Source organism: Pseudomonas sp. Arb-4-2C (assembly GCF_055755015.1).
In genome coordinates, this window is sequence record NZ_CM146899.1 from 3687020 (window position 1) to 3707196 (window position 20177).

Consider the following 20177-nt stretch of genomic DNA (forward strand, 5'->3'; position numbering starts at 1 on the left):
TTTTCCATAAAAAAACCCGCCGAAGCGGGTTTTGAAGGGGTTGTAGCTGCAAGTGCAACAAAGGCTACACATCGACTATAGCTCATCAATTCCAAAGCGAGATGCCTTCATCAGTTGGCATCGGCAGATCCGGTAGGACAATAATCACGCCAGATCGGAACGGCTGAGGCTCATCGGCAAGTCCCTGATTGGCATCGAGCACGGCCTCGACGCTGCCATTCAGATGGCCGTAAACGTTGTGGCAGATGACATCGAGCATGTCGCCATCAGACGTCCTGCATGTCGTCGCCATAGCGCTCAAACTCCAAAGTGAAACCCTGTTTGCGAGCAATCCCGCCGTGCAGCAGCGCGGACTGTTCCTCGTTGATGTTTTTCAGGCACCACGTTCCGATCACTTCGCCATACCCCGTAGTCAGGGTCAGCGGTTGAAGCCTTGCACCAATGGAGCGCAGTGTGTCGAGCTGCTTCAACCCACCCTTGAAGCCCGGGTAGATCGTGCCCTTGAGCGTCAACTTTTCATCGCCCATACCGATGGCCTGCTTCGCCGGCCGGCGCGTCAGCCGCTCCTGCGAAGCCCAGCGGAATTCGGTCGAACGGCTCAGCTCATCAAAGGCCGCCGTGTCCAGGTTGAAGTAATACGGCTCAACTTTCGGATCGCGCGGTTGAATGATCATCAGGTGCGGGAACGGCTTCACCGCCTCCGGCGCCGGCGTGGCCTCCCCGGCAAAAGAACTGGTGGGCACGATGTTGGCCAGCGACGGGCTGACCTTGCCGGCGACATTGTTGATTGCCGTGGCCGCCTTGCCCGCCTGTTCCTTCAACGTGCCCAGCCGATCCTGCACTTCAGCCGCCGCCCGAGTGGCGCGGCCGTACACCGCGACCACTTGACCAACTTTGGCTTGGGCTGCGTCGACGCCGCGCATCACCCGCTGAAGTTTGGCGCCGATGGCCGGGCCGACAAACGGGATGTTTTCCAGCTCGGACGCGGCGCCTGTTAGTTCACGGATCGCGCCGTTGACCGGGGTCAGCATGCCGTCAGCACTGCGCCGCCCCGTTTCCGCTGCCTCGACCAAATACTTCAGGCTCGATTGCATCTGCTCCATGTAAGCCATGAAACCTCCTTAGACATGGGGTTCGTCGTACAGCTTGGCGGCGTTACTCTTCGCCGCATCCGCCATCATTCGCTGCATGTGCGGCATCAAGTCCTGCGCCAAGGTTTGCGGGTCCTTGACGTCGCCCTGCACGGTGACCGGCATGTTCAGCGAGTACTGAAACTGCTGGTCCACCTTGGCCGGCACCGGTTTTTCTGGCTCCTTGGGCTGAATGGCCAGCGCCGCCGACTTGAGCGGCGCCGTCACCGCCATAGAGCGCGCGACATCCCCCAACGCCGGTCCTTGCTGGCCCGCTGACGCCATCATGAGCGGCGTGGTCGGCACCGGTGACTTTGCCGTCTGTTCGGGCTTTTCATCCTCGCCACCAAACAGCGATTTACCCAGGGATCCGCCCAGCGCCGCGCCGCCCTGACTGCCGAGGTAAGCACCGATCAGGCCACCAATAGCCGTGCCGATGATGGGCACCACCGAACCAATGGCGGCACCAGCTGCAGCACCGGCCATGGTGCCGGCCAGATTGCCTGCGGCCGCACCGTAACCTTCGGCTTTTTCGTCCTGGGTCTGGGCGTTCTCGAAAGTGTCGAACGCCATCGCACCGGCTTCCAGCAGCGAACCGCCGGGAATCCCCTTGGCAGCTTTGCCGACCTTGCCGACGGCCTGTACTACCCCCGTCAGTTTGGACATCGCAGCGGTCGGAATTGCTGGCACCGGAGGAATCGGTGGCCTTGGTACTGGGACGGGTGGACGTGGCACAGGAACCGGCGGACGTGGTACCGGAGCAGGGGGGCGCGACACCGGTGGACGCGACGAGCCAGGTCGAGGCTGCGGCCGACGCCGCGAGGCATTGCGCCGCGAGCCGCGTCCACGTCGGCGAGTTTCGCCCGGGGCATCTGCGACACCGGGGTCGCGCAGGGCGTTGGCATTGACGACGAAAACCTTTTTGACTCCGTCGTCACCACCGCCCGCCTCGCCTTCACCATTGCCGCCCGAGACCGCCTCTTGGGCCAGCGAGACGACTTTGAGGCCAGTGGTGACCAGATCGAATTTCCCGGGCTTCTTGTCACCGCCCTCCCCGGCATCACTGCTGCTATCTGCCGGCTTACCCTTGAACGCCGCCACTGCCTTGAGGCCTTCTTCAACCAGCGACAGTGCTTTACCGGCCTTTCCTTTGGGTTCGGCATTGACGCCGCCGTCGCCATCCTCAGCGTTGGTCACAAAGACCTTTTGCACCTCACCTGACTTGCCTTTACCCAAGGCTCCGCGTGCCAGGTTGAGCATTCCTTTGCCCATCTTGAAAGAGCTATACAGGCCAGACAGTCCAACCAATGCAGCACTAACCAAACCGATTCCCGTCACGACGCCGGGCGAACTGTCAGACAGCGACGTGATGCCCTTCGCTACCTTGGTCAACGACTCCGCGACGACGTCCGTCACCGGCCGCAAGGCATCGCCGATGCTGCGCATGGCGTCATCCATCGACTGGGCCATCTCGGCCCACTTCTGCGATGACGACTCACGCCGCTCGGCGAGGTTCTTGTCGAGGATCCCGGTCGCTTCACGCGAATCGTTTTTGAGCTGGCTGTACAGCGCCTTGTTCTGCATGTAGGCCGACAGTGCGGCCTTGACCTGCATGTCGGCGAACAGATCGCCGGTGCGCAAGGATTCTTCCAGCGAGGCCATCATGGCCTTGGCCTTGTCCGGATCGGCTTCCTTGCTGATTTTCGACGTGGCTTCGGCCATGGCCGCCGCGCGCTTTGGATCGGTCGCCTGAATGTATTTCTGAGCCAGTGCCATACTGGTCTCAAGCGTCGACATGCCGTTTTGCAAACCGGTCTGCATCGATCCTTTGTAGTCGATCCCGGCTTTTTCGTAAGCCTTGACCGTATCGGTCGAACCGATTTTGCCCATCCAGTTTTTCAGGTTGTTGGCCGCTTCGTCCGAACTGCCGGCCTGCTTCATCTGCACCTGCAACATGGCGCCCAGTTGAGTCACCGCATCCAAGCCGGTGATGCCGTTGCTGGCCATGTTGGCCAGCAGTTCCGGAAACCACTTAGCCATGTCGGCCGCTTCAAAGCTGCCCGCCTGCCCTTGGTAGGCAATCGCCTCCAGCGCCTGCTGCATCTGTTTGGGGTCGGTGATCTTGGCGTTCTGCCCCAGGGCATTGATCATCTTCGCCGTGTCGACGCCGCTGGATCCCTGCCCCACGACAAACTTAGCCGCGACGGGCGCATACTCCAGCGCCTTGCTCAGGTCCATACCGGCGCCGACCAACTGATTGACCACGTCGGCCACATCGTTGCGAGCCATGCCGGTGTCGCGTGAGGTGTCGATGATCTTGCGCGACATCTCCTGCTCTTCCGGCTTGTTGGCAATGCCGGCCTTGATCGCGATATCACGCACAATCGCGCCGAAATCAGCGCTGACCTTGGTCGGTACCGCCATGGCACCGACACCGACTACCGCCGCACCGACGGCGCCTTTCATGCCCTGTACGCCAGAATCAATCTGCTGATGCCCTTTGGCTTTCAGCTCGGCTTTGTTGGCCGTTTGCCCCATCGAGCGATAGGCTTTTTCCAGTCGGCCGACCTCGATCCCCTGTTTTTTCAAGCTGTCGAGGTTCGAGTTCAAACGGTTGAGTAATTTGGAGGCGCCGGCCGCGCCGGTGTCGTGAGCCTTTTTCCATTCCTCGCGCAGGCGGATGGTGTCGCCAATCGTGCGCTGCAGCACCCGCGCTTTTTTGCCTTCTGCCTCAAGGCGCTGGATGCGCCCGGTCACATCCTTGAACGCGGCGCCGACCGTGGAACTGACGGCACCGCCGATCACCAGCCCGAGGGCGAGTTTGTTTGCCATATCACGGCCCCCTTGTGCCCAGCACTACCGATGGCGGCTCAATCCGTGAGCCACCACACCATATCCGCGAACGGCATCGACTGGATCTCGGCGGCGGAAAATCCGGTTTCCGCCGCCAGACGTTTCGCCGCCGACTTGATAACGCTGGGGTTAAAACCCGTCGTCGTTGTCCATGCGAAAATAGCCGGCCTGCAAGCGGTTAAAATCCACCAGCTTCAGCCCCTCCAGATCCGCCACCGACGCGCCGGACAACGCAGCAAACAACACCAGCTCGCGCTGCTCATCGTCGCCCCCCACCTCACGGTTGGCCGCCCGCACGTCGCCCACGGTCGGCGAACGCAAAGCCAGCTTGTCGACCGTCACGCCGTTGATCTCACTCGGACACGACAGCGTTACCAGCACCTGATCGGTGGTCAGCGACAACCACGCCGGCATCGATTCCGAATAATCGGTTTTCGGTACCAGGTGCGAATACGCCGTTTGCACGCGGCGATAATCCGTCAGCTTGAGGCCTTCCAGATCCTTCAGCCCCACTTCGGCCAGACCGGCGAACAGCATCAGTTCGCGCTGTTCGTCGTCGCCGTTGGCGGCACGGTCAGCCGCCCGCACTTCACGCACGGTCGGGTTACGCAGGCTCAACGTCTCGACGTTCATGCTATTGGCTTGGCTCGGGCGGGTCAGCATTACGACGGCACCGACTGAACTGAGCGACAGCCAAGCCGGAAGGTTTTTAGCGATTGCTTGAGTCATCTGAGTCTATTCCTTACAGGCCGAGCGCCTGGCGCACTTCGAGGAGTTGGTCTTTGCCGTCGATCACCTGAATGCCGGCGACCATGTCGATCTCGTACATCAGGCGCCCGTCGATTTCGAGCTTGTAGTAGGTGACCGCAACGGCGTGTTTGATCTCGGCCGCATCACCGGCTTTCCAGTCACCGAGATCGACCTCTTTGAGCCGGCCGCGCAGGGTGGCAACGACCGCTGTCACCGCGCCCTTTTGGCCCTTGAAGGCGCCTCGAAATGTGGCGTTGAACGCCGTTCCGTCAGCCAGGCCGAAGTACTTCAGCGACTCGCGGCGCACGCCCTTGGTGACAAACGAGGCCTCCATTTTTTCCAGCCCCTGATCCATTTCGACGGGGCCGGCCATACCGCCGCCGCGATATTCGTCAGTCTTGGTGGTCAGCTTGGGCAGCGTCAGGCTGGGTACGTCGCCGGAGAAGTTCACGCCGTCGACGAACAGGTTCGTGTTGTACAAAGTCTGAGGAATCATTGGTTACGCCCCCTTAGGCTGCTTCAAGCACTTCGGTCATCCATTGATCGGTGACTTCGAAAAGGAAATTCGGGTTTTCTGCCGGCGGCACGTCGGTGAAACGGATACGCCAGTACACCTTGCCCTGGGCGATCTGGCTGGCCGTGTTGAGTTCGGTGTCGGGGAACACTTCGAAGTTGATGATCGCGCCTTGGGCTTTCAGGTCGGCCATGAACGCGTTGAGGCCGTTGGTGACATCGGTCACGTAGGTCTTGGTGATGGAACGGTCGACCGCCCATTTGTGCCCCGCCTGCACAGCGTCCATGAGGATGAAGAGCGTGCGAACGCGGGTAACGAATGCCCACTTCGGATCGCTCGACAGCGTGCGGTTACCCCACAGCCGGTAACCGTCATCGCGAATGATCGTGGTGATATTGGCGTTGTTGAGCAGGTTGGCCCGGCAGGTCTCGTCGCCGTCCAGGTACTCGACCGCGCGGCCGGTGCCGGTGATACCGGTCAACTCCTTGTTCGATGGCGAAGCCCAGAAACCGTATTCAGCATCCGTCCAGGCAAACAGCCCCGCCGCCCAAGCGGAACCGGGCGCGTCAACGGTCTTGCTGGTGAGGGTGTCCCAATACTTGACGCCGGGGTCGACCATGAACAGGTTGCGACTGCCGAAGTTATCGGCGTAGGCCATTGCAGCCTCGTCGGTCGTGCCAGGGCCGTCGATGATGCCGATGGCGCGCAGTTTTTGCGCCAAGCTATCGAGCGCCGTGGCCACCGCCTGAGTCGCGGTGTGACCCGGAGCGATCAGCAATCGCGGCTGCGCGTTGAACAGGCTTTTACCATCGAGCAGCGCCTGCAACCCGGTGCGCTGACCCGAGGCCAGAACGCCACCAATGATCGCCGAGGTTTGCAACGCAGCATCTTCCAGCTTGGGCACACCGATGGCGACGATCACCGCCTTGGCTTTGACGTAGATCGCCTGACAGGCCTTGGTGATCGCCGAGTCGGGACCGAAGGCGGCGATGGCTTCGCGCTCTGTGGTAATCAACTTCAGCTCGCCGGCCTTGGCCGTACCGCCGCCGAGAACGCCCGGGGTGAAGGTGTCGCACAGGCCGATAATCGACGACGACGGCAGCGAGATGGTGCGTGCGCCAGTGTCGACCGACGTTGTCGTGACGCCGTGGAAAAAACTCATAAGGGTCAGTCTCCAGAAACGAAAAAACCCCGCATAAGCGAGGCTGTGAGGGTGTTGGTGTTGCGCGTAACGGAATGAAAAACGCCCCGTCAGTGCGAGGCGTTTAGTCGGGTTGTGCTGACAGCCAGGTCGGCGCCGGCGGGCGGTGTTCGGCGAGCGGGAATTGATCCCCTTGCGGCCAGTTGCGCAACTGCCGACGGTATATCTGCAATTCGGCGTATTGCTCAGCCGTGAGCGTGGTCGAGCCTCCCGCCTCGATTTCGTCACGGTGCCGCGATACCAGCGCATCCGTGGGCAATAATTGTGCGTCGCGCCAGATACGCTCCACAGCTTCAAGCGCCTCAGCGGATGGCGGCAGCGCAGCCGCCAGCACAGGAAAACCCTTGCTGTCTGGCACGATTCGAGCGCCCCGGGTTTGCCCTTCAAGCAAGGCAGTGTGTTCGTCTAAAGTGATTGCGACTGCATCACTCGGAATCGGCGCTTCGTTCTCATCACTGAAAAACCCGGGCGCCTGCGCGCTATAAAAAATCGCCATTCAACGCCCCTTCACATTCCAGAAAAACGAAGCGGGGAAACTCGAAAGGTTCCGCACTGTAATGGTGTTTTTCGTCCAACCACGCGCCTGAAGCACGGGCACGCGTCCAGCACCTTCATCGTTGGAAAAGTTCGCAAATGTCAGGAGCAGACAAGTCGGAGGATCAACAAAACCTACCGGCAACGTAATCTCAACGTTCGTACTCGCTGGAAGGCTGAGGTATGTCCCCCACTGCTCAATATCGCCGCCCGGGCCTTTCTTCCACGATGTACCTGAGAACGCGCTAGCAAATTCCGGCGAGTACTTCAGCGCGGACATTCCTTCTTCAACAACCCACTGCCCGTTACCTGCCGTAATAACGAGGGTGGAGATGGACTGTAGCGTCACCGACGTCAACAAGCCGTTGCCGAATGCAGCAATAGTATCGGCACCTTGTCGAGTAACGGTAACCGTACCTGAGGTCGTGTTGAACAGATAAAACTTGGCACCGGGAGGCACAGAGCCAACCAGCGGAAGGGTCAGCAACCCATACGCGGCAAGTACAATACGGTTGCCGGCGAATGCAGCACTGAGCGTTGCAGGCAACGCAGCTATATCGATACGCCCGGCAAAATTCCCCTGCGCACGTTGCGTAAACTCCGTGGTTGCGAGCTTCAGGGAACTATCAAACTGCGGCGGCGTGTTGGCCGTGGGGTTGACCAGCGCCGGCGCGTTGATTGGCGCAAAACCTTGGGTGACGTTCTGGAACGTCAGCGCCGTGGTTCCCAGCACGATTGCGCCGTCTGTAATCAACTGCCAACGGGTGTCGGCTAATGTCGCCCCTTGTTCGACCGACACCAGCAACGCCGATGTGACCTCTCCATTAGAATCCGCATCCGCCGCACGCGACCAGCCAGCCGCCGCCGCGACCCAAATACCGTTGTCTTTGGCGGATACTTGGTTTTTTACCAGCACACGATCGCCAACGACCAGCGCCACGCCATCAATGGACTGAAGTCCCGACAGCGCGATATTTGCCGTGGTAGCGATCCGCACCGACTGCTTGTTATCCAGCTTGTACAGTTCTTCCAAGATCTTTGTGTCGACGTACTCACGAGTCGCGAGCACCACCGCCGGATCGATCTTTAACGTGATGTTCCCGGTACTAGTGACCACGAAGTTCATCCGCACGACTTGCGTGCGGCCCGAACCTTGCGACAGCAACGGCTTGAAACTCGGCGCACAGTTGGCCACCGCGACCAGGTCGCCGTCAGCATCGTAGAGACCGATTTCGCGAATCCACTTACCGCCCTCATCGGCCGGAATGATCTGCTCAGCGATAATCACCGCCGAGTTGACCGGGTCAACCCGGAGTTGATTCAAGGGCTTGCGCCGCCACTCGTTGAGTAGCTTGGTCTGACCTGCCGACGGAATGGGGTTAGGCGGATCGGCCAGGCCGCCCGGGTTGGCATCTCCAACGCCCATTTCCGTGAGTTTCCAGGCAATGCCGAGGGCATCGGCATTCGCCTGCTTGGCCATCCCCACATTCGTGAGGATCGCAAAAAACTGCGAATTCGCATCAATCATAATAAACGTCCAGAGTGTCTATGGTGTGTTCGCGACCGACCACGCCAAAGCTGCCAGTGACTTCAATGTCACGCATGACGGGCGGGTAAACGTCGATTACATCGCCTTCGTAGACGGACACGGCGATGTTCAAATCGCCTTGAGTTTCCAAACTGATCGCCAACCCGGTCAGTTGCCGGCTCACGGGTTTGGCGTCGTCGATCAGGCGTTCAAGTTCGAGATACATCTCTTCGGTGATACCGGTGTCCAGCACTCCCACCTTAAGCGCGAAGGTGCCAGGCACACCCTCGGGTACCGTCTGGAACCACTCGACAATCTCGATCAGGTAGCCCAGCGGCTCGACCACTCGGCGCAACGCGCCGATGGTGCCTTTGTGCTTGTGGATGTAATACGAAGCCTTGATGGCCGCGCGCTTGGTAGCTTCGCTCCACCGGTAATCCCAGCGATCCACCGACCACGCCCATGCCAGATGCGGCAACAGATGCACCGGGCAGGTATCGGCGTTGTAGAGGTCGCGCAGAGGGACAATCGTCTTTTCGAAGAACGCGGCCTCCATGGCCCGTTCCAGTTGCGTGCTGTTGAGCGGTAGAAGACTTTTCATATCAGCCCGCCAGCCTCACGGTGTAGCGCGTACAGAACGCCGCTTGCGCCTTGGTCGGAGCCAGATCCTGCCAACCGACCAACTCGACTCGGGCAACACCGGCGACGTGCAACTGGGCGTCAACAGCGGAGCGGGCGACTTCGACGCCCAGCCGCTTGCGTGGATTGATCCAGGCTGCCAAGCGGCTTTTCGCTTCGGCCAAACTGGCATCCGCTTCCGGCCCGGCGCTGGCCATGTGCAAAATGGCGTCAATTTCGTAACGGATCACCTGCGCGCTCTGCACAGTCACCCGATCAGCAACCGGGCGCACGTCATCATCATTCAACGCAGCGGCCACCGTCGCCAGCAATTCCGGCGGCGCCACACCTTCCCCGTCCAACCCCAGCACCGTGACCGTAACGTAGCAAGGCTTCGGGCTTTCGGCCGTGGCATCTGCCACCAGCCCTGAGGCATTGCGTGCATGCAGGATGTAGCTGTTACGCGGGCCTGCCGTGGTCAAACCTTCATAAGCCAACTGAATGCGCTCGCGAAACGGATCATCGTCTTCCATGACCTTGGGCACCGGTGGCACCGCCAGCAGATCCTCGGCCTGAATGACCAGGCGCTTCAGATTGACGTTGGCCCCCAAGTGATCGAGATCGCCGCGAATAGCGTGCGCCAGTAACAGCGCCTTGCCGGCGTCATTAACGCGGGCGCGGTTGCCGACTTTGTTGTAAGCCCCGACCTCAAGCACTTTGACCACCGGATCGCTCTCCAGCGCGGCCGTCCAGTTACCGCCCATGTACCCGCGAAACACGCTCAGCCCGTCCTGATAAACCTCTTCGAAGTCCAGAGGCTCCAGCACGGTCGGCGCGGGTAGCGACGACAGATCTACGGTACTCATGCGGCCACCTCCAACGTGACGCTGTCGCCCAGGTACTTCCCGACGATTTGCAAATTGACTTGCCCGCCAATGACGGAAATGACGCGCACCTGATCCAACTTCAAACGCGGCTCCCATCGCCCCAGAGCGCGGGCAACCTCAGCCTGTACGGCACTTTTCCAGCCTTCATTGATGGGCAAATCGACAAACCGCCGTAACTTGCTGCCGTATTCCATACGGTGCCGGCGACTGTCCAGCGGCGTGCTCAAGATGTCGGCAATGGATTGCCGCAGGTGCTCAATGCCGGATATGGGTAGGCCGGTCTGGCGATCCATTCCGATCATCGATGTCACTCCTTGAACGGCTCGTATTCTTCGCTGGCTTTCAGGAACTTGACTGCTTCGATGTCGGAGGCCGGCACCACGACCGTCGCCTTATCGACCGGATAGGAACGGCCAGTTCCGGGGACGATCACCAGCCGCGACGTGTAGAGCTTGTCGCGGAATTTCAAGGACTCGGGCGATGAGAACGTTGAGGATGCAATTGCCGGTTCCGACGACGCTTGCACCTCAGTGGCTGTCGTATCGATCTTGGCCATGTATTTCTCCAGGCATGAAAAAGCCCGCACTGGGCGGGCTGTCGTGAATGAATTAATGCGTGTGGTGATTACTGTTGCCGGTGGCGTCAATGATTGAGCCGGCGCTGGTGATGCCCTTGGTGACGTGCAACGCACCTTCGATCATCACCGCCGCTTTCAGGTTGATGTTGCCGGTGGTCACGCTCACGGCGCTATCGGTTACTACCGCTTCCGTGCTGGCCACTTTGATGCTGACCGTGCCGCTCGGCAGGGTGATGGTGTAGCTCTTGGCCTGCCAGTCGTAGATCAGCGAGCCGCCATCATCAAAACGCCAGACCTCGACATGGTCGCGGTTGTCTGGCGGCGGTCCGGCATTGCCATACAGGCCCGGGACAAACGTGCCTTGTGACACGTCACCGCTGGGACTGATCAAACTGCCTTGCTCGCCCAAAGACGGTGCCCGCCAGTGCCTGGCCTTGCCCGCCGCGATGCTGTGCCAACGCACCCACGCGCTGACCCATTCACTGCCATCCGACACGCGACATACCGGCGGCGAAGCGGACAGATCCACCGCGACCACGTAGCAAGCCTTTACCGCCCCCGCGATCATGCGGTCATGCTGGGCGCTCGCGTAACTCACGACAATTCCTCGGGCCTGAATGGCCCGTCGCCCGGCTCAACGTCGAAGATCAACGTTCCCGGCGGTTCGTCTGGCCATGGCCATTCTTCAGTGCCGAGATAAACCTGCTGAGTCCACTCCACCAGCCACACGGTGTATCCATCCAGGTGCGGCTGGGTCCAGTCCTGCAGCGATTGCACAAACTCGGCGGGTTCAACTGCTAACCCCCACGTTTGCGCTCGCAGCAGCACCGCCAAACGCGTCGCTAACTGCACGGCCTGCTGATGATGGTGCGGCTTGATTGGGTCGACGATGATGCGAGCCTCAAACTTGAAGATCAGCGAAGTTTCGCCGGTGCCGATATCGGTACCCGGCTCAATTTCAGCCACCTCAAGAAACACCGCTGGGAGCAACACGCGATCCGCGATGTTTGGCCAGGCCGTGACTGCATGCACGCCGGGAAGGTTTGCGCGCAGATGCTGTTCTACCGTCCGATAAAGCAGGTCCAGGCTGAAGGGTTCATCAGACATTGCCGATCCTCTTGAGGTATTTCTGCAGCTCAAAGTTGAGTTCCTGCTTGAGGATCTCCAGCAGGCGCTCATCCGCTTTTTTTACCCAGCTTTCGAAGTGCGGCCGGGCTTGCTCCAGCGATACCTTGGCCTTGGCCAGCGGGAAACGACTGCCGTTTTCGGCGACCCAACCCGAACTCGGCCCGCGACCTGGTGACACCGTGCTGTCGGGGTAGTCGTCCGCGTTGAAATGCTTACTGGCTGTGCGGATCCAGATGTCGGGCTTGTTGCCGTAGACCTTCTTGAGGAAAGCCCCTTGGTAACGCCGCCCCGCTACTGACACGCCGCTACCGGTTTGCCGCGCTCGGCCGATCCGGCTGGACTCGATGGCGTTCAAACCGAACCACAGTTTGCCGCTCGCGGCCCCGCCGGAAACCGGATAGCTACGCAAGCGTTGACGCACCGCCGCAACAGCGATGCGCTCTGACCGGCTGACGGCTCGGGCGATGTGCGTGCGCAACCAGCCCAACGTTTTGTTGATTGCGCGCCGATGCGCCGCAGCAGCAGCTTTCGGCACCACCTTGGCAAAGTCCTGAAACGCTTGAAAGTCTGCGGCGGAGGACTGGATGGAGATCATCCCGCCCCCGGCCGAGGGTTTGAAATAGCTGCCGACACTCATGGGCGCAACCTCAGAATCAGGGCGACCAGGCCGTCGCCGCTCGGTTCGAGCTGAATCAGGTCGTAGTCACCGCCGCCGTCCAAGGCAGGCAAGTCAACGCTGACCAGCATGCCCTGTTCCAGACCTTGCGAATCGCTGACGCGGATCTCAAAGCGCGGCTCGCGCAGCCCGGTGTTGAGCTTGCCGAATTTGGGTTGCAGCCAGGGCGCGGCGAACATGCCGAACACTGGCTCTTCGCGACCCTTGATCCGTGCGGTGTCGCCCAGCGTTTCGAACACCACCGCGTCCACTTCGGCGATCAGATCGCGAAAGCCCACGGTCAGAGTTCCAGCGTGATCTGGGCGCGCGGTCGAGTGCACAGGTGCAGCGGGTTGGATTGCGCCTCACCGGCCATGCCTTTGCCGAACTGCATCGGCTCGATCTTGCTGTAGTAGGGAATGCCCTGCGTATTGACCGTTTCCATGTAGTCGGCCGGCGCGAATGCCGAGATGTACAAATCTGGTACGCCTTCGGGAACCAGCAACGCCTGATCGTCATGGACGAAAGACACACCAGCGACTTTGCCGCGATAGCGTTCCCAGACGATGCCACCGAGCTCGAAGCTCTCCCGGGCGTCGCCGCGCAACGACGCGGCCTGTTGGCTGTTGAGATAAGTCTCCTCGACCGACTTGTGAACAACGAGTTTGTTCCAGAAATTCTTGCCGCAAAAGGCCCGCGCGCCGGTGCTGGTCACGCTGCCCAATGCGTCCTCTTGCATGTCGAGCGCTTCGATACATTTAACTCGAACCTTCGTGCTTGGATCAGTCAACCCCATGGACAGCTTCTGGCGCTGCACACCGAAGCGGTCATACAAGTCCAGCAGCACCGTCGAGCCATCAGCGTCGAGAATCAAGCCGTTGAGTGCGCCCATGCGCTGAAACTCATGCGTGGCGTCCAACTGGCGCCGCGCCTTCGCCAAGCGGGCATTGACCACGTCCTGCACCGCCTGCAACTCAGTGCGAGTACCGAAGGCACGAATGCCTTGGATCTCATCAGCCTTGATGGTGAAGCGCTCCGGCAAGTGCACGGTGTTGAACGGGATCAGGTTGCGCTTGCTGGCTGCAACCACCAAGCCAAGGCCACCGCGCTCACCGGCAGGCACCAGTGCCAGGGTGTCGCCGTCCTTTTCGATCTGCACCGTCAGGGTGGTGATGCCTTCCTCGCGGAACAGGCCCAGGGCACTGATGCGTCCCGGCAGATACGGTTGATCATTGAGTGCTGCTGTCAGCGAGGTAACGGTAAATGCTTCGTCGTCAAAAATGGCGATATCGGCCATGGGTACTCTCCAGAAACAAAAAATCCCGCACACGGCGGGATGCATACAATGGAAGGAAACGTCTTAGCGGACGATCAGCGAATGTGTGGCCAAGGCTTTCTCGGCAGCCAGATCGAGGCCGGTCAAATGCGCTTCACTGACCTCGGCCAAGCGCACCACGGCGCGACCGCGACGCACTACGTCGGATTCGCCAAGCGGGCCGTAGAGAATGGCGACAGCGTTTTCAGTGCCGTCCTCTGCCGTTGGGTTGTATGGCGCGAATTCGCCGGATACGGTCACTAGCCCGAGAATCTGTCCCGGCCACAATGCTGGACCAGCCGCTACATTGATCGCTTCGCGCGAGATCGTGCCGGCGCCCTCGGACAGCAGGAATTCACCTGCGTGCATCGGTTCCCGTTTGATGGTCATGCTCGTGCTCCTTTCGCGCTGTGCGCGGTTCCAGTTTGAGCCGCTTGGCGAGCAGCCCAAATCGAGTTGGGGTCAGGTTGTTTGGCCAGCACCTTGGGTGCCGGGTCGTCAGCCAGCGGCAGACTGTTGTCGATTTCAAAGCCCTTGCCGCTGGTGACAATCTTGTCGAACAGACGCGCCCGCACCGCAGCAGTATCCAGGCCTGCCGCGACATACTCGGCGCTGAATTCCGGCAGACGCGCGGCCACGCAGAGGTCGTTCACCGCCTTGGCGCGCGTCAGGCCGGCGAGAACGATTTCCTCGCTTTCGAGCTTGGTAGAACTGAGCACCGACTCGACCAGGTTGCTGATGCCTGCCGCCGTGCAGCGCTGAGTGATCATCAATGCCAACTTGGCCGAGTCGACTACAGGCGGCACTAGCGGCGGATCGACAGGTTCAAGTTCGGGATCCGGTTCAGGCGGCTCTTCGAGCTGGGCCAGCAATTCAGCCGGTGCGTTCTGGAATCGTTGCAGCACCGCGCCTTGACCGAGACAGGCTTTGACCTTGACGCCGTTGCCCACTTCATCAGCCAGCCCCAAAGCCACCGCTTCGTTGGCGGTCAGCCAGGTTTCAGCCGCCACCAAACGCCGCAGTTCCACCTCATCAATGTCGGGCGCTTTGGCCTTGTACGCCGCGATGATCGCTTCCATGGTCTGGTCGAGAACCTCGGCCACCTTGCGGAAGTCTTCCGCATCACCGGCGGCGTAAGTCCATGGGTTATGGATCATCAACATCGCGTTGGAAGCGATCACTACGCGGTGCGCACCGCACACGGCGACACTGGCAGCACTGGCGGCGAGCGCATCAATCCGTCCGGTGCAGCGCTCGCCCAGACGCGACAGCGCGTTGTGCATGGCCAATCCATCAAAGAGATCGCCGCCGATGCTGTTGAACGCGGCCACTACCGGAGACACACCATCATCCATGGCGCGCAGATCCTGCACGAACTGATTGGCAGTGATGCCCCACGCGCCGATCTCGCCATAGACGAAAACCTCGATCACTCGCTCGGTGGCCTCTCCACTGGCCTGCAGGGCGTACCAGGTTTTGTCCTGAACCTCGACGCGTTTGCCCGCGCGGTTGTAAATGCGCGGTCGCGCTTGTTTGCTCATGGTTGCTCCTTGTCGTCGGTGTCTTCGACGGCATCAAGGGTGTTGTAGTTGAGGCCCAGTTTTGTGGCCCGTGCCAGATCGGCGGCGTTTTCAAGATCGACCGTTTCGGCGTCGTAGCCGGTGCGCAACACCATCTCGCTGCGAGAAGAAAACCCGGCCTGTACTTCCATCCGGCGTGCCTGCACGTCCTGTACCGGCTGGATATAGGCCCAGCCTTGAGGCACCCAGCGAGTGCGCAGGTACTGGCGGCGTTTCTGTGCGTAATCGTCCAGCACCAGGACGCCCGAAAGCACAGCCATATCCATCCACGCTGCCCGAACAGGGCGGCAGAGTTGATGGACGTACACGCTGAACTGCAGTTGTTCCAGGCGGCGGCGAAACTCGTTGAGTACCACCCGCAGTGCTCGGTCGTTTATTCCGCGCATATCGCCGGTGAGGATCTCGTAAGGCGTACCCGACCCCGCTGCAGCAGCCATCAGTTGTTGCCGCATGAAGTCCGGGTAGTTGTTGCCGGCGTCTGGTGGTTTGGAGAACTCAACCTCCTCTCCAGCACCCAGTTCCTGCATGGTGCCTGGTTCGAGCGCGACCATCGGAGTGAAGCCGTCGCGATCCAGATCCAGCAAGGCGCCGGTGACTGGATCGCGTGGTGTCTGCCCCGACTCCGGCGCCGGGCGCTTGATGAAACCGGCAAAAAGGTTGGCGACTTCCTGGCGGAACAGCACCGCATCGTCGTAGTTGTCCAGACTGCGAAGGCGTTTGAGCACCGGCGACAATCGCGGCACACCGCGCAACTGGCCAGGCTCAACCGGTTCGAAGATGTGCAGCACTTGAGCGGCAGGCACGCGCACCAACTGGTTGTAGCCGGCGTTCAGAGACGCGGCATCACGTGGATGCGACAGGTGCATCCAGTACGCCACCCGCTTGCCGCCGGGGGTGAACTCGATACCGGCGCGGATGACGTTGCCGTTCTTGGTGCTCTCGAATTTGTCGTGTGGTACGAACTCCGGCGCCAGGATCTGCAACTGCAGCGGAACCGCCAAGCCTTCGTCCAGACTGCGAGGACGCAAGCGAACGAAGCATTCACCCGATGTTTCTACCGTGCGCGCCACCAGCGCCTGCTGGCCGTAGAAGTCAGTGCGATCATCCGCATCCGACTCATCAACCCAATCCCCCCACAGCTCCTGCAGCAGTTTGCGCAAGGCATCGTCGTCAGTCGTCGGCCGAGGGGTGATGCCCGTGCCGATCAGGTTGCTGACACGCTTGTCGATGACGTTGAAGGCATACGGGTCATTGCGAACCGCTGCCCGTGAGCGCGACCGCAGGTTGCGCAGTGCCGGGGTGTTGATGCTGTTGATTCCGTTGTCGGGAGCATCCCAGCCAGTGGAACGGCGCCCTTCTCCGGCACCTTCGTAACTGGCCTTGATATTGGACGGCAGCACAAATCCGTTACGGGTCAGCGTTGGAAACTGTCGGGCCATCAGACCCCCTTCCCTGCATGGTATAGCCGGACCACGCGCGAACGTGGCCCAGCTGCACTTGCCAAAGACGAGCGTATTTCCTCGCGCGCCTTGAGCAGTTCATCGACCGTGCGGTACTCCACGGTACGGTCGGTGTAGCGCACAGTTTTCTCACCGCGAGCAATGGCCGCCTCAACCGCGTCGAGGTGCTTTTTTGTAAAGGACATATCAGCGTCTCTTCAGATAACCGCTGGCAGAGCTGCGGCGTTGAGGGGGGGGTGCCGGCCGTGATTGTGTAGCCGGTGCAGCGGGTGGGGGTGCGGGTTGAGCTTGTCGTACAGCAGCGGGCGCTGGTGTTTGCTCAACATCAACTCGCTCCCCCTGAACAGGCTTGATGCTCAAGGCGTCATCGAACAAGCCAGACTGGGCCAGGGCTTGTCGCACCCTGTCCCAATCGTGTTCCTGGTAGCGGTTGATGCCGAGGTAATGCGCCATCGCGAGGCAGTACACCATCAGGTCGAGCGCTTCGTTGCGCTCAGCCTTGCCCTTCACCCATTCGATGCGCTTGTGTCCGCGCACGTAGCGAACGACTTTACGCTCGGCGACGCATTGGGCGAAAAACTCGTCCGGCAGGTCATTGGCAAAGTGCAGCGATCCCGGACCGTCCGGGAATGGATAGCGGTTGTAGATCCAGTCTTTGGCGGTGTCGGTACCGACGAACCACAGTTCGGCGCCGTTGCGTTCGGTCTGGCCCTTCCAGGTCACGTCGACCATGGACGGGCGCTGTGCAATCACTGGCCTGCCAGGCTTACTTGCACCCTTGATGGCGAAGATATTGCGCCAGCGACGAACGCGGCAGAACTGGTAGACCTCATCGGTGTGATGACCACCAGAGTCGACGCCCGCTGCGAGGATCGCCAGACCCACACCACAAGGATGCCGGTAACGAGCCTTGAGTTTCTCGTCCAGAACCGCCCAGGTGCGTTCATCTGCCGGGTCACCCCAGATAATCTGATGATCAACAACCCAGCGTTCCATGCCGACGCCGAAGCCCATCACCATCAGTTCCAAGCGGTTGGCCTGTACATCGACGGCGCCGGTCAGCATCAGCACACCGGACGGCATCGCGCCGAGGGTGTAGTTCTCCAGCCGCGCCCGAGCGATCAGCACTTCCGCCTTGGTCTGTTCAAGTGCGCTGTCCCAGACCTTGGCCAAACGAGTGTTGTAGAACACCTGCATCAGGCTCGTGTCGCCTTGGGCCTGAGCCTTCTTGGCGTCTTCAAACTCCTCGGCAAGCCCGGCCCAATCCATCCAGCCGGTCGGCGAATACAGCGCGTTGAGATGGAAGCCGACAGTTTTGCCATCGCCACCAGCGTGAGCGCGCCACTCGCCTCGGGCGAGCATGTCGCTCTTGTGGTGTTCCTCAATCAGAACGTCGCATTCAGGTGCTGCGCACTCGTAATGCACAGTGCTGAGGTCCTTGCTGTAGTGCAGCCGCTCCCATTCCAGCACTTGCATATGACCGCAAGTAGGACATGGCACGTAGTAGTAGCGCTGGTCGCTGGACTCGAACAGGTCGGCGATCCGCGAGGCGCCTTTGATCGTCGGCGAGCTGGAGAAGTAAATCTTTGCGTTGCGACCAAAGTTGGTCGCCCGCGTCTCTGCCAGCTTGATGGGGTCACCCTCCTGACCGACGTCATTCTCCCAGCGGTCGACTTCGTCGCCGTAGATATAACGCGCCGACAGCTCCGAAAGGTTGGCCGCAGAACCGGCGGTGGTGACGTACAGCGAGCCACCCTCGAATTCCTTGGTGTCCATCGTGTTGCGTGCGTCCCGCGAGCGGGTGGCCGCGACCCGCTCGCGCAGAACGGGAGTGGCCTTGATGGTCTTGCTGATCCGACCCGACACGCGCTTGGACAGGCCGAGGCTAGGTAGCAACGCCAGGATGTTTGACGGCGCCATGTGGATCAGGCCACCCATCCAGTTCAGGGCGATCTGGGTTTTCATCAACTGCGAGGCCACCATGGTGATCACGCGTCTGCAAGGGTGAGCCGGCGACAGGCAGCGCATTGGCTCGCGGGCATACGGTGTCCGTGAGGTGCGGTACTGGCCGGGCTCAGGGGCACCGGTGTCACGCGGGATTCGCATGTACTCGTCGGCCCATTCATCGATCCAGAGGTCTGGATCCGGGCGCAGTCCACGGAAATAAGCCTCACGGTACACCTCTGCACCGTCAGGAAATTCCGTGTGCATAGGTTCAGTCCGTTGTCATGGCGTGTTCAAGGTCTGCTGAGGAGAGGCGCTCGGCTTCCTCCAGCGTTCGACGGAAGGTGGCTGTCAGGTGCTTTTCGATCAGCCAAGGATCGGTCATGGCTGCGAGATCGTGAGACAGTTGCGGCAACGGGCCGAACAGTTGATCGCGCAGCAAGCGGCCTGCGTTGTAGGCCCCGGTTTCTACCGCTTCTTTGGAGACCAGCGAACCTTGAGCTTTGCCCAGTTCGATCTCCGCCAGCTTGGCCATGTTGTGCTCACGCAGGGCACGGGCCTTCTGGAAGTCGGGGAGCTTGCCGTCACCGGTAAGAACCTGCGGCGGCGCAGCCGTGGAAGTCGGCTCGGTCTGGGTCGACAGTTGGCTGTAAACGTCACGCTGAATCCGGTCTTGTTGGTGACGATCAGCGACGGCGGTTTTGCTCGGGTCAGCGGTGTCGCGAATCAACGCTTCGCTGGCCTGTACGTCCACCAGTTTTCCATCCGGCGACAGCACCAGGCGGTTGTTGTTTTTCAACCAGGTGATGTAGCTCGGCGCCCTGCCGATCCGCGCCGCGAAGGCGCTTTTTGACAGGTAAGTTGGTTCTGTCATAAGCCCTCCTTTCAACGGCTTTTCAATGCAGACCTTTCAATTTCAATGGGTTGAATTTCAGTAAGCTGGGGGCGCTCCCGCTAACAGTTTCCCGCGGGTTTCCGACCCCGTACCCTCCGAATAACCCCAGGGTCCCCGGCGGTTTCAGGCTGGCCCACCGCCATTCGGCGGGACATCGCACACGCCAAGCCGCTTGGCAGCCCAGCGTTCGTACAACCCGATGGCCACATCTGCACCTGCCATCGCAGTCAGGCAACCCAAGGCGCCAGCCGTCCAGATTGTCATGCCGGCGGCGATCATCAGCATCATCGCCGACACCCCGCACACAATGCAGGCGCCGGACCGAAGTGCCAGCCTGCGCAACAATGCCCAGCCACGCGCCCCGTCCTTGTCGGCCCGCCACATCTCTCCCGATACGCCACCGACCAGAGCCAGGACGATCACTAACCAGATTGGCATTTCTGCCAGTGCTTGTTGCTCGCTTGTCATCGCCAACCCCTAAACGCAAAAACCCGGCGCAATGGCCGGGTTTGGTGGTTGGTGCGTGCCGCTCTCTGCGGTCGCACCTATCGAAGATGACTACTTTTTACAGGTCGATTCCGGTGGCAGCAACCCCGGTTTAATGCCAC

At 60.7% G+C, this 20177-nt stretch carries 24 protein-coding genes and 1 pseudogene; all 25 read right to left on the bottom strand.

Features of this window, described 5'->3' with window-relative positions:
* Window positions 1-85: 85 nt before the first annotated feature.
* The gene (locus AC0J41_RS16565; protein ID WP_473013062.1) at window positions 86-292 is read right to left on the bottom strand and encodes a tail protein X; all 207 of its coding nucleotides are present in this window, start codon (window positions 290-292) and stop codon (window positions 86-88) included.
* A complete protein-coding gene (locus tag AC0J41_RS16570) occupies window positions 267-1112 on the bottom strand; it encodes a phage tail protein (protein ID WP_440828950.1) in 846 nt (281 codons plus the stop codon). The genes AC0J41_RS16565 and AC0J41_RS16570 overlap by 26 nt, the downstream gene beginning before the upstream one ends.
* Before the next feature lie 9 nt (window positions 1113-1121).
* Window positions 1122-3962, bottom strand: a complete 2841-nt coding sequence (locus AC0J41_RS16575) for a phage tail tape measure protein (protein ID WP_473013063.1) — start codon at window positions 3960-3962, stop codon at window positions 1122-1124.
* A 150-nt stretch (window positions 3963-4112) separates the two neighbouring features.
* On the bottom strand, window positions 4113-4397 hold the full coding sequence (locus AC0J41_RS16580; protein ID WP_249490789.1) for a phage tail assembly protein: 285 nt from the start codon (window positions 4395-4397) through the stop codon (window positions 4113-4115).
* A 24-nt stretch (window positions 4398-4421) separates the two neighbouring features.
* Window positions 4422-4712: pseudogene (locus AC0J41_RS16585) on the bottom strand (phage tail assembly protein); the annotation flags it as partial.
* A gap of 13 nt (window positions 4713-4725) precedes the next feature.
* The gene (locus tag AC0J41_RS16590; protein ID WP_473013064.1) at window positions 4726-5229 is read right to left on the bottom strand and encodes a phage major tail tube protein; all 504 of its coding nucleotides are present in this window, start codon (window positions 5227-5229) and stop codon (window positions 4726-4728) included.
* 13 nt (window positions 5230-5242) lie between these two features.
* Complete coding sequence (locus tag AC0J41_RS16595) at window positions 5243-6409, bottom strand: phage tail sheath subtilisin-like domain-containing protein (protein ID WP_473013065.1); 1167 nt, start codon at window positions 6407-6409, stop codon at window positions 5243-5245.
* 103 nt (window positions 6410-6512) lie between these two features.
* Complete coding sequence (locus AC0J41_RS16600; RefSeq protein ID WP_473013066.1) at window positions 6513-6944, bottom strand: phage tail protein; 432 nt, start codon at window positions 6942-6944, stop codon at window positions 6513-6515.
* Window positions 6945-8510 carry a phage tail protein gene (locus AC0J41_RS16605; protein WP_473013067.1) on the bottom strand — a complete coding sequence of 522 codons (1566 nt, stop codon included), beginning with the start codon at window positions 8508-8510 and terminating at the stop codon, window positions 6945-6947.
* Window positions 8503-9111, bottom strand: a complete 609-nt coding sequence (locus tag AC0J41_RS16610; RefSeq protein WP_473013068.1) for a phage tail protein I — start codon at window positions 9109-9111, stop codon at window positions 8503-8505. Before AC0J41_RS16610 ends, AC0J41_RS16605 begins: the two co-directional genes overlap by 8 nt.
* 1 nt (window position 9112) lies before the next feature.
* Window positions 9113-9994 (bottom strand): baseplate assembly protein, encoded by an 882-nt coding sequence (locus AC0J41_RS16615; protein ID WP_473013069.1) that lies wholly within the window; start codon window positions 9992-9994, stop codon window positions 9113-9115.
* Window positions 9991-10317, bottom strand: a complete 327-nt coding sequence (locus AC0J41_RS16620; protein ID WP_473013070.1) for a GPW/gp25 family protein — start codon at window positions 10315-10317, stop codon at window positions 9991-9993. The genes AC0J41_RS16615 and AC0J41_RS16620 overlap by 4 nt, the downstream gene beginning before the upstream one ends.
* Window positions 10318-10322: 5 nt before the next feature.
* Window positions 10323-10571 (bottom strand): hypothetical protein, encoded by a 249-nt coding sequence (locus AC0J41_RS16625; RefSeq protein ID WP_473013071.1) that lies wholly within the window; start codon window positions 10569-10571, stop codon window positions 10323-10325.
* Between the two features lie 52 nt (window positions 10572-10623).
* A complete protein-coding gene (locus AC0J41_RS16630; RefSeq protein ID WP_473013072.1) occupies window positions 10624-11190 on the bottom strand; it encodes a phage baseplate assembly protein V in 567 nt (188 codons plus the stop codon).
* A complete protein-coding gene (locus tag AC0J41_RS16635; RefSeq protein WP_473013073.1) occupies window positions 11187-11699 on the bottom strand; it encodes a hypothetical protein in 513 nt (170 codons plus the stop codon). The genes AC0J41_RS16630 and AC0J41_RS16635 overlap by 4 nt, the downstream gene beginning before the upstream one ends.
* Window positions 11692-12357, bottom strand: coding sequence for a hypothetical protein (locus AC0J41_RS16640; protein WP_473013074.1), 666 nt, complete (start codon window positions 12355-12357; stop codon window positions 11692-11694). Before AC0J41_RS16640 ends, AC0J41_RS16635 begins: the two co-directional genes overlap by 8 nt.
* Window positions 12354-12674: a head-tail joining protein gene (locus tag AC0J41_RS16645; RefSeq protein ID WP_473013075.1), complete on the bottom strand. Its 321-nt coding sequence runs from the start codon at window positions 12672-12674 to the stop codon at window positions 12354-12356. The genes AC0J41_RS16640 and AC0J41_RS16645 overlap by 4 nt, the downstream gene beginning before the upstream one ends.
* 2 nt (window positions 12675-12676) lie before the next feature.
* The gene (locus tag AC0J41_RS16650) at window positions 12677-13672 is read right to left on the bottom strand and encodes a major capsid protein (protein WP_473013076.1); all 996 of its coding nucleotides are present in this window, start codon (window positions 13670-13672) and stop codon (window positions 12677-12679) included.
* Between the two features lie 63 nt (window positions 13673-13735).
* Complete coding sequence (locus AC0J41_RS16655; RefSeq protein ID WP_473013077.1) at window positions 13736-14080, bottom strand: head decoration protein; 345 nt, start codon at window positions 14078-14080, stop codon at window positions 13736-13738.
* Window positions 14077-15231: a head maturation protease, ClpP-related gene (locus AC0J41_RS16660; RefSeq protein WP_473013078.1), complete on the bottom strand. Its 1155-nt coding sequence runs from the start codon at window positions 15229-15231 to the stop codon at window positions 14077-14079. Before AC0J41_RS16660 ends, AC0J41_RS16655 begins: the two co-directional genes overlap by 4 nt.
* On the bottom strand, window positions 15228-16709 hold the full coding sequence (locus AC0J41_RS16665) for a phage portal protein (protein WP_473013079.1): 1482 nt from the start codon (window positions 16707-16709) through the stop codon (window positions 15228-15230). The genes AC0J41_RS16660 and AC0J41_RS16665 overlap by 4 nt, the downstream gene beginning before the upstream one ends.
* The gene (locus AC0J41_RS16670) at window positions 16709-16915 is read right to left on the bottom strand and encodes a phage head-tail joining protein (protein WP_008087653.1); all 207 of its coding nucleotides are present in this window, start codon (window positions 16913-16915) and stop codon (window positions 16709-16711) included. The genes AC0J41_RS16665 and AC0J41_RS16670 overlap by 1 nt, the downstream gene beginning before the upstream one ends.
* Window position 16916: 1 nt before the next feature.
* Window positions 16917-18941, bottom strand: a complete 2025-nt coding sequence (locus tag AC0J41_RS16675; protein ID WP_473013080.1) for a phage terminase large subunit family protein — start codon at window positions 18939-18941, stop codon at window positions 16917-16919.
* Window positions 18942-18945: 4 nt separating this feature from the next.
* Window positions 18946-19548, bottom strand: coding sequence for a terminase small subunit (locus AC0J41_RS16680; RefSeq protein WP_473013081.1), 603 nt, complete (start codon window positions 19546-19548; stop codon window positions 18946-18948).
* Between the two features lie 144 nt (window positions 19549-19692).
* A complete protein-coding gene (locus tag AC0J41_RS16685; protein WP_038362364.1) occupies window positions 19693-20037 on the bottom strand; it encodes a phage holin family protein in 345 nt (114 codons plus the stop codon).
* Window positions 20038-20177: the final 140 nt, after the last annotated feature.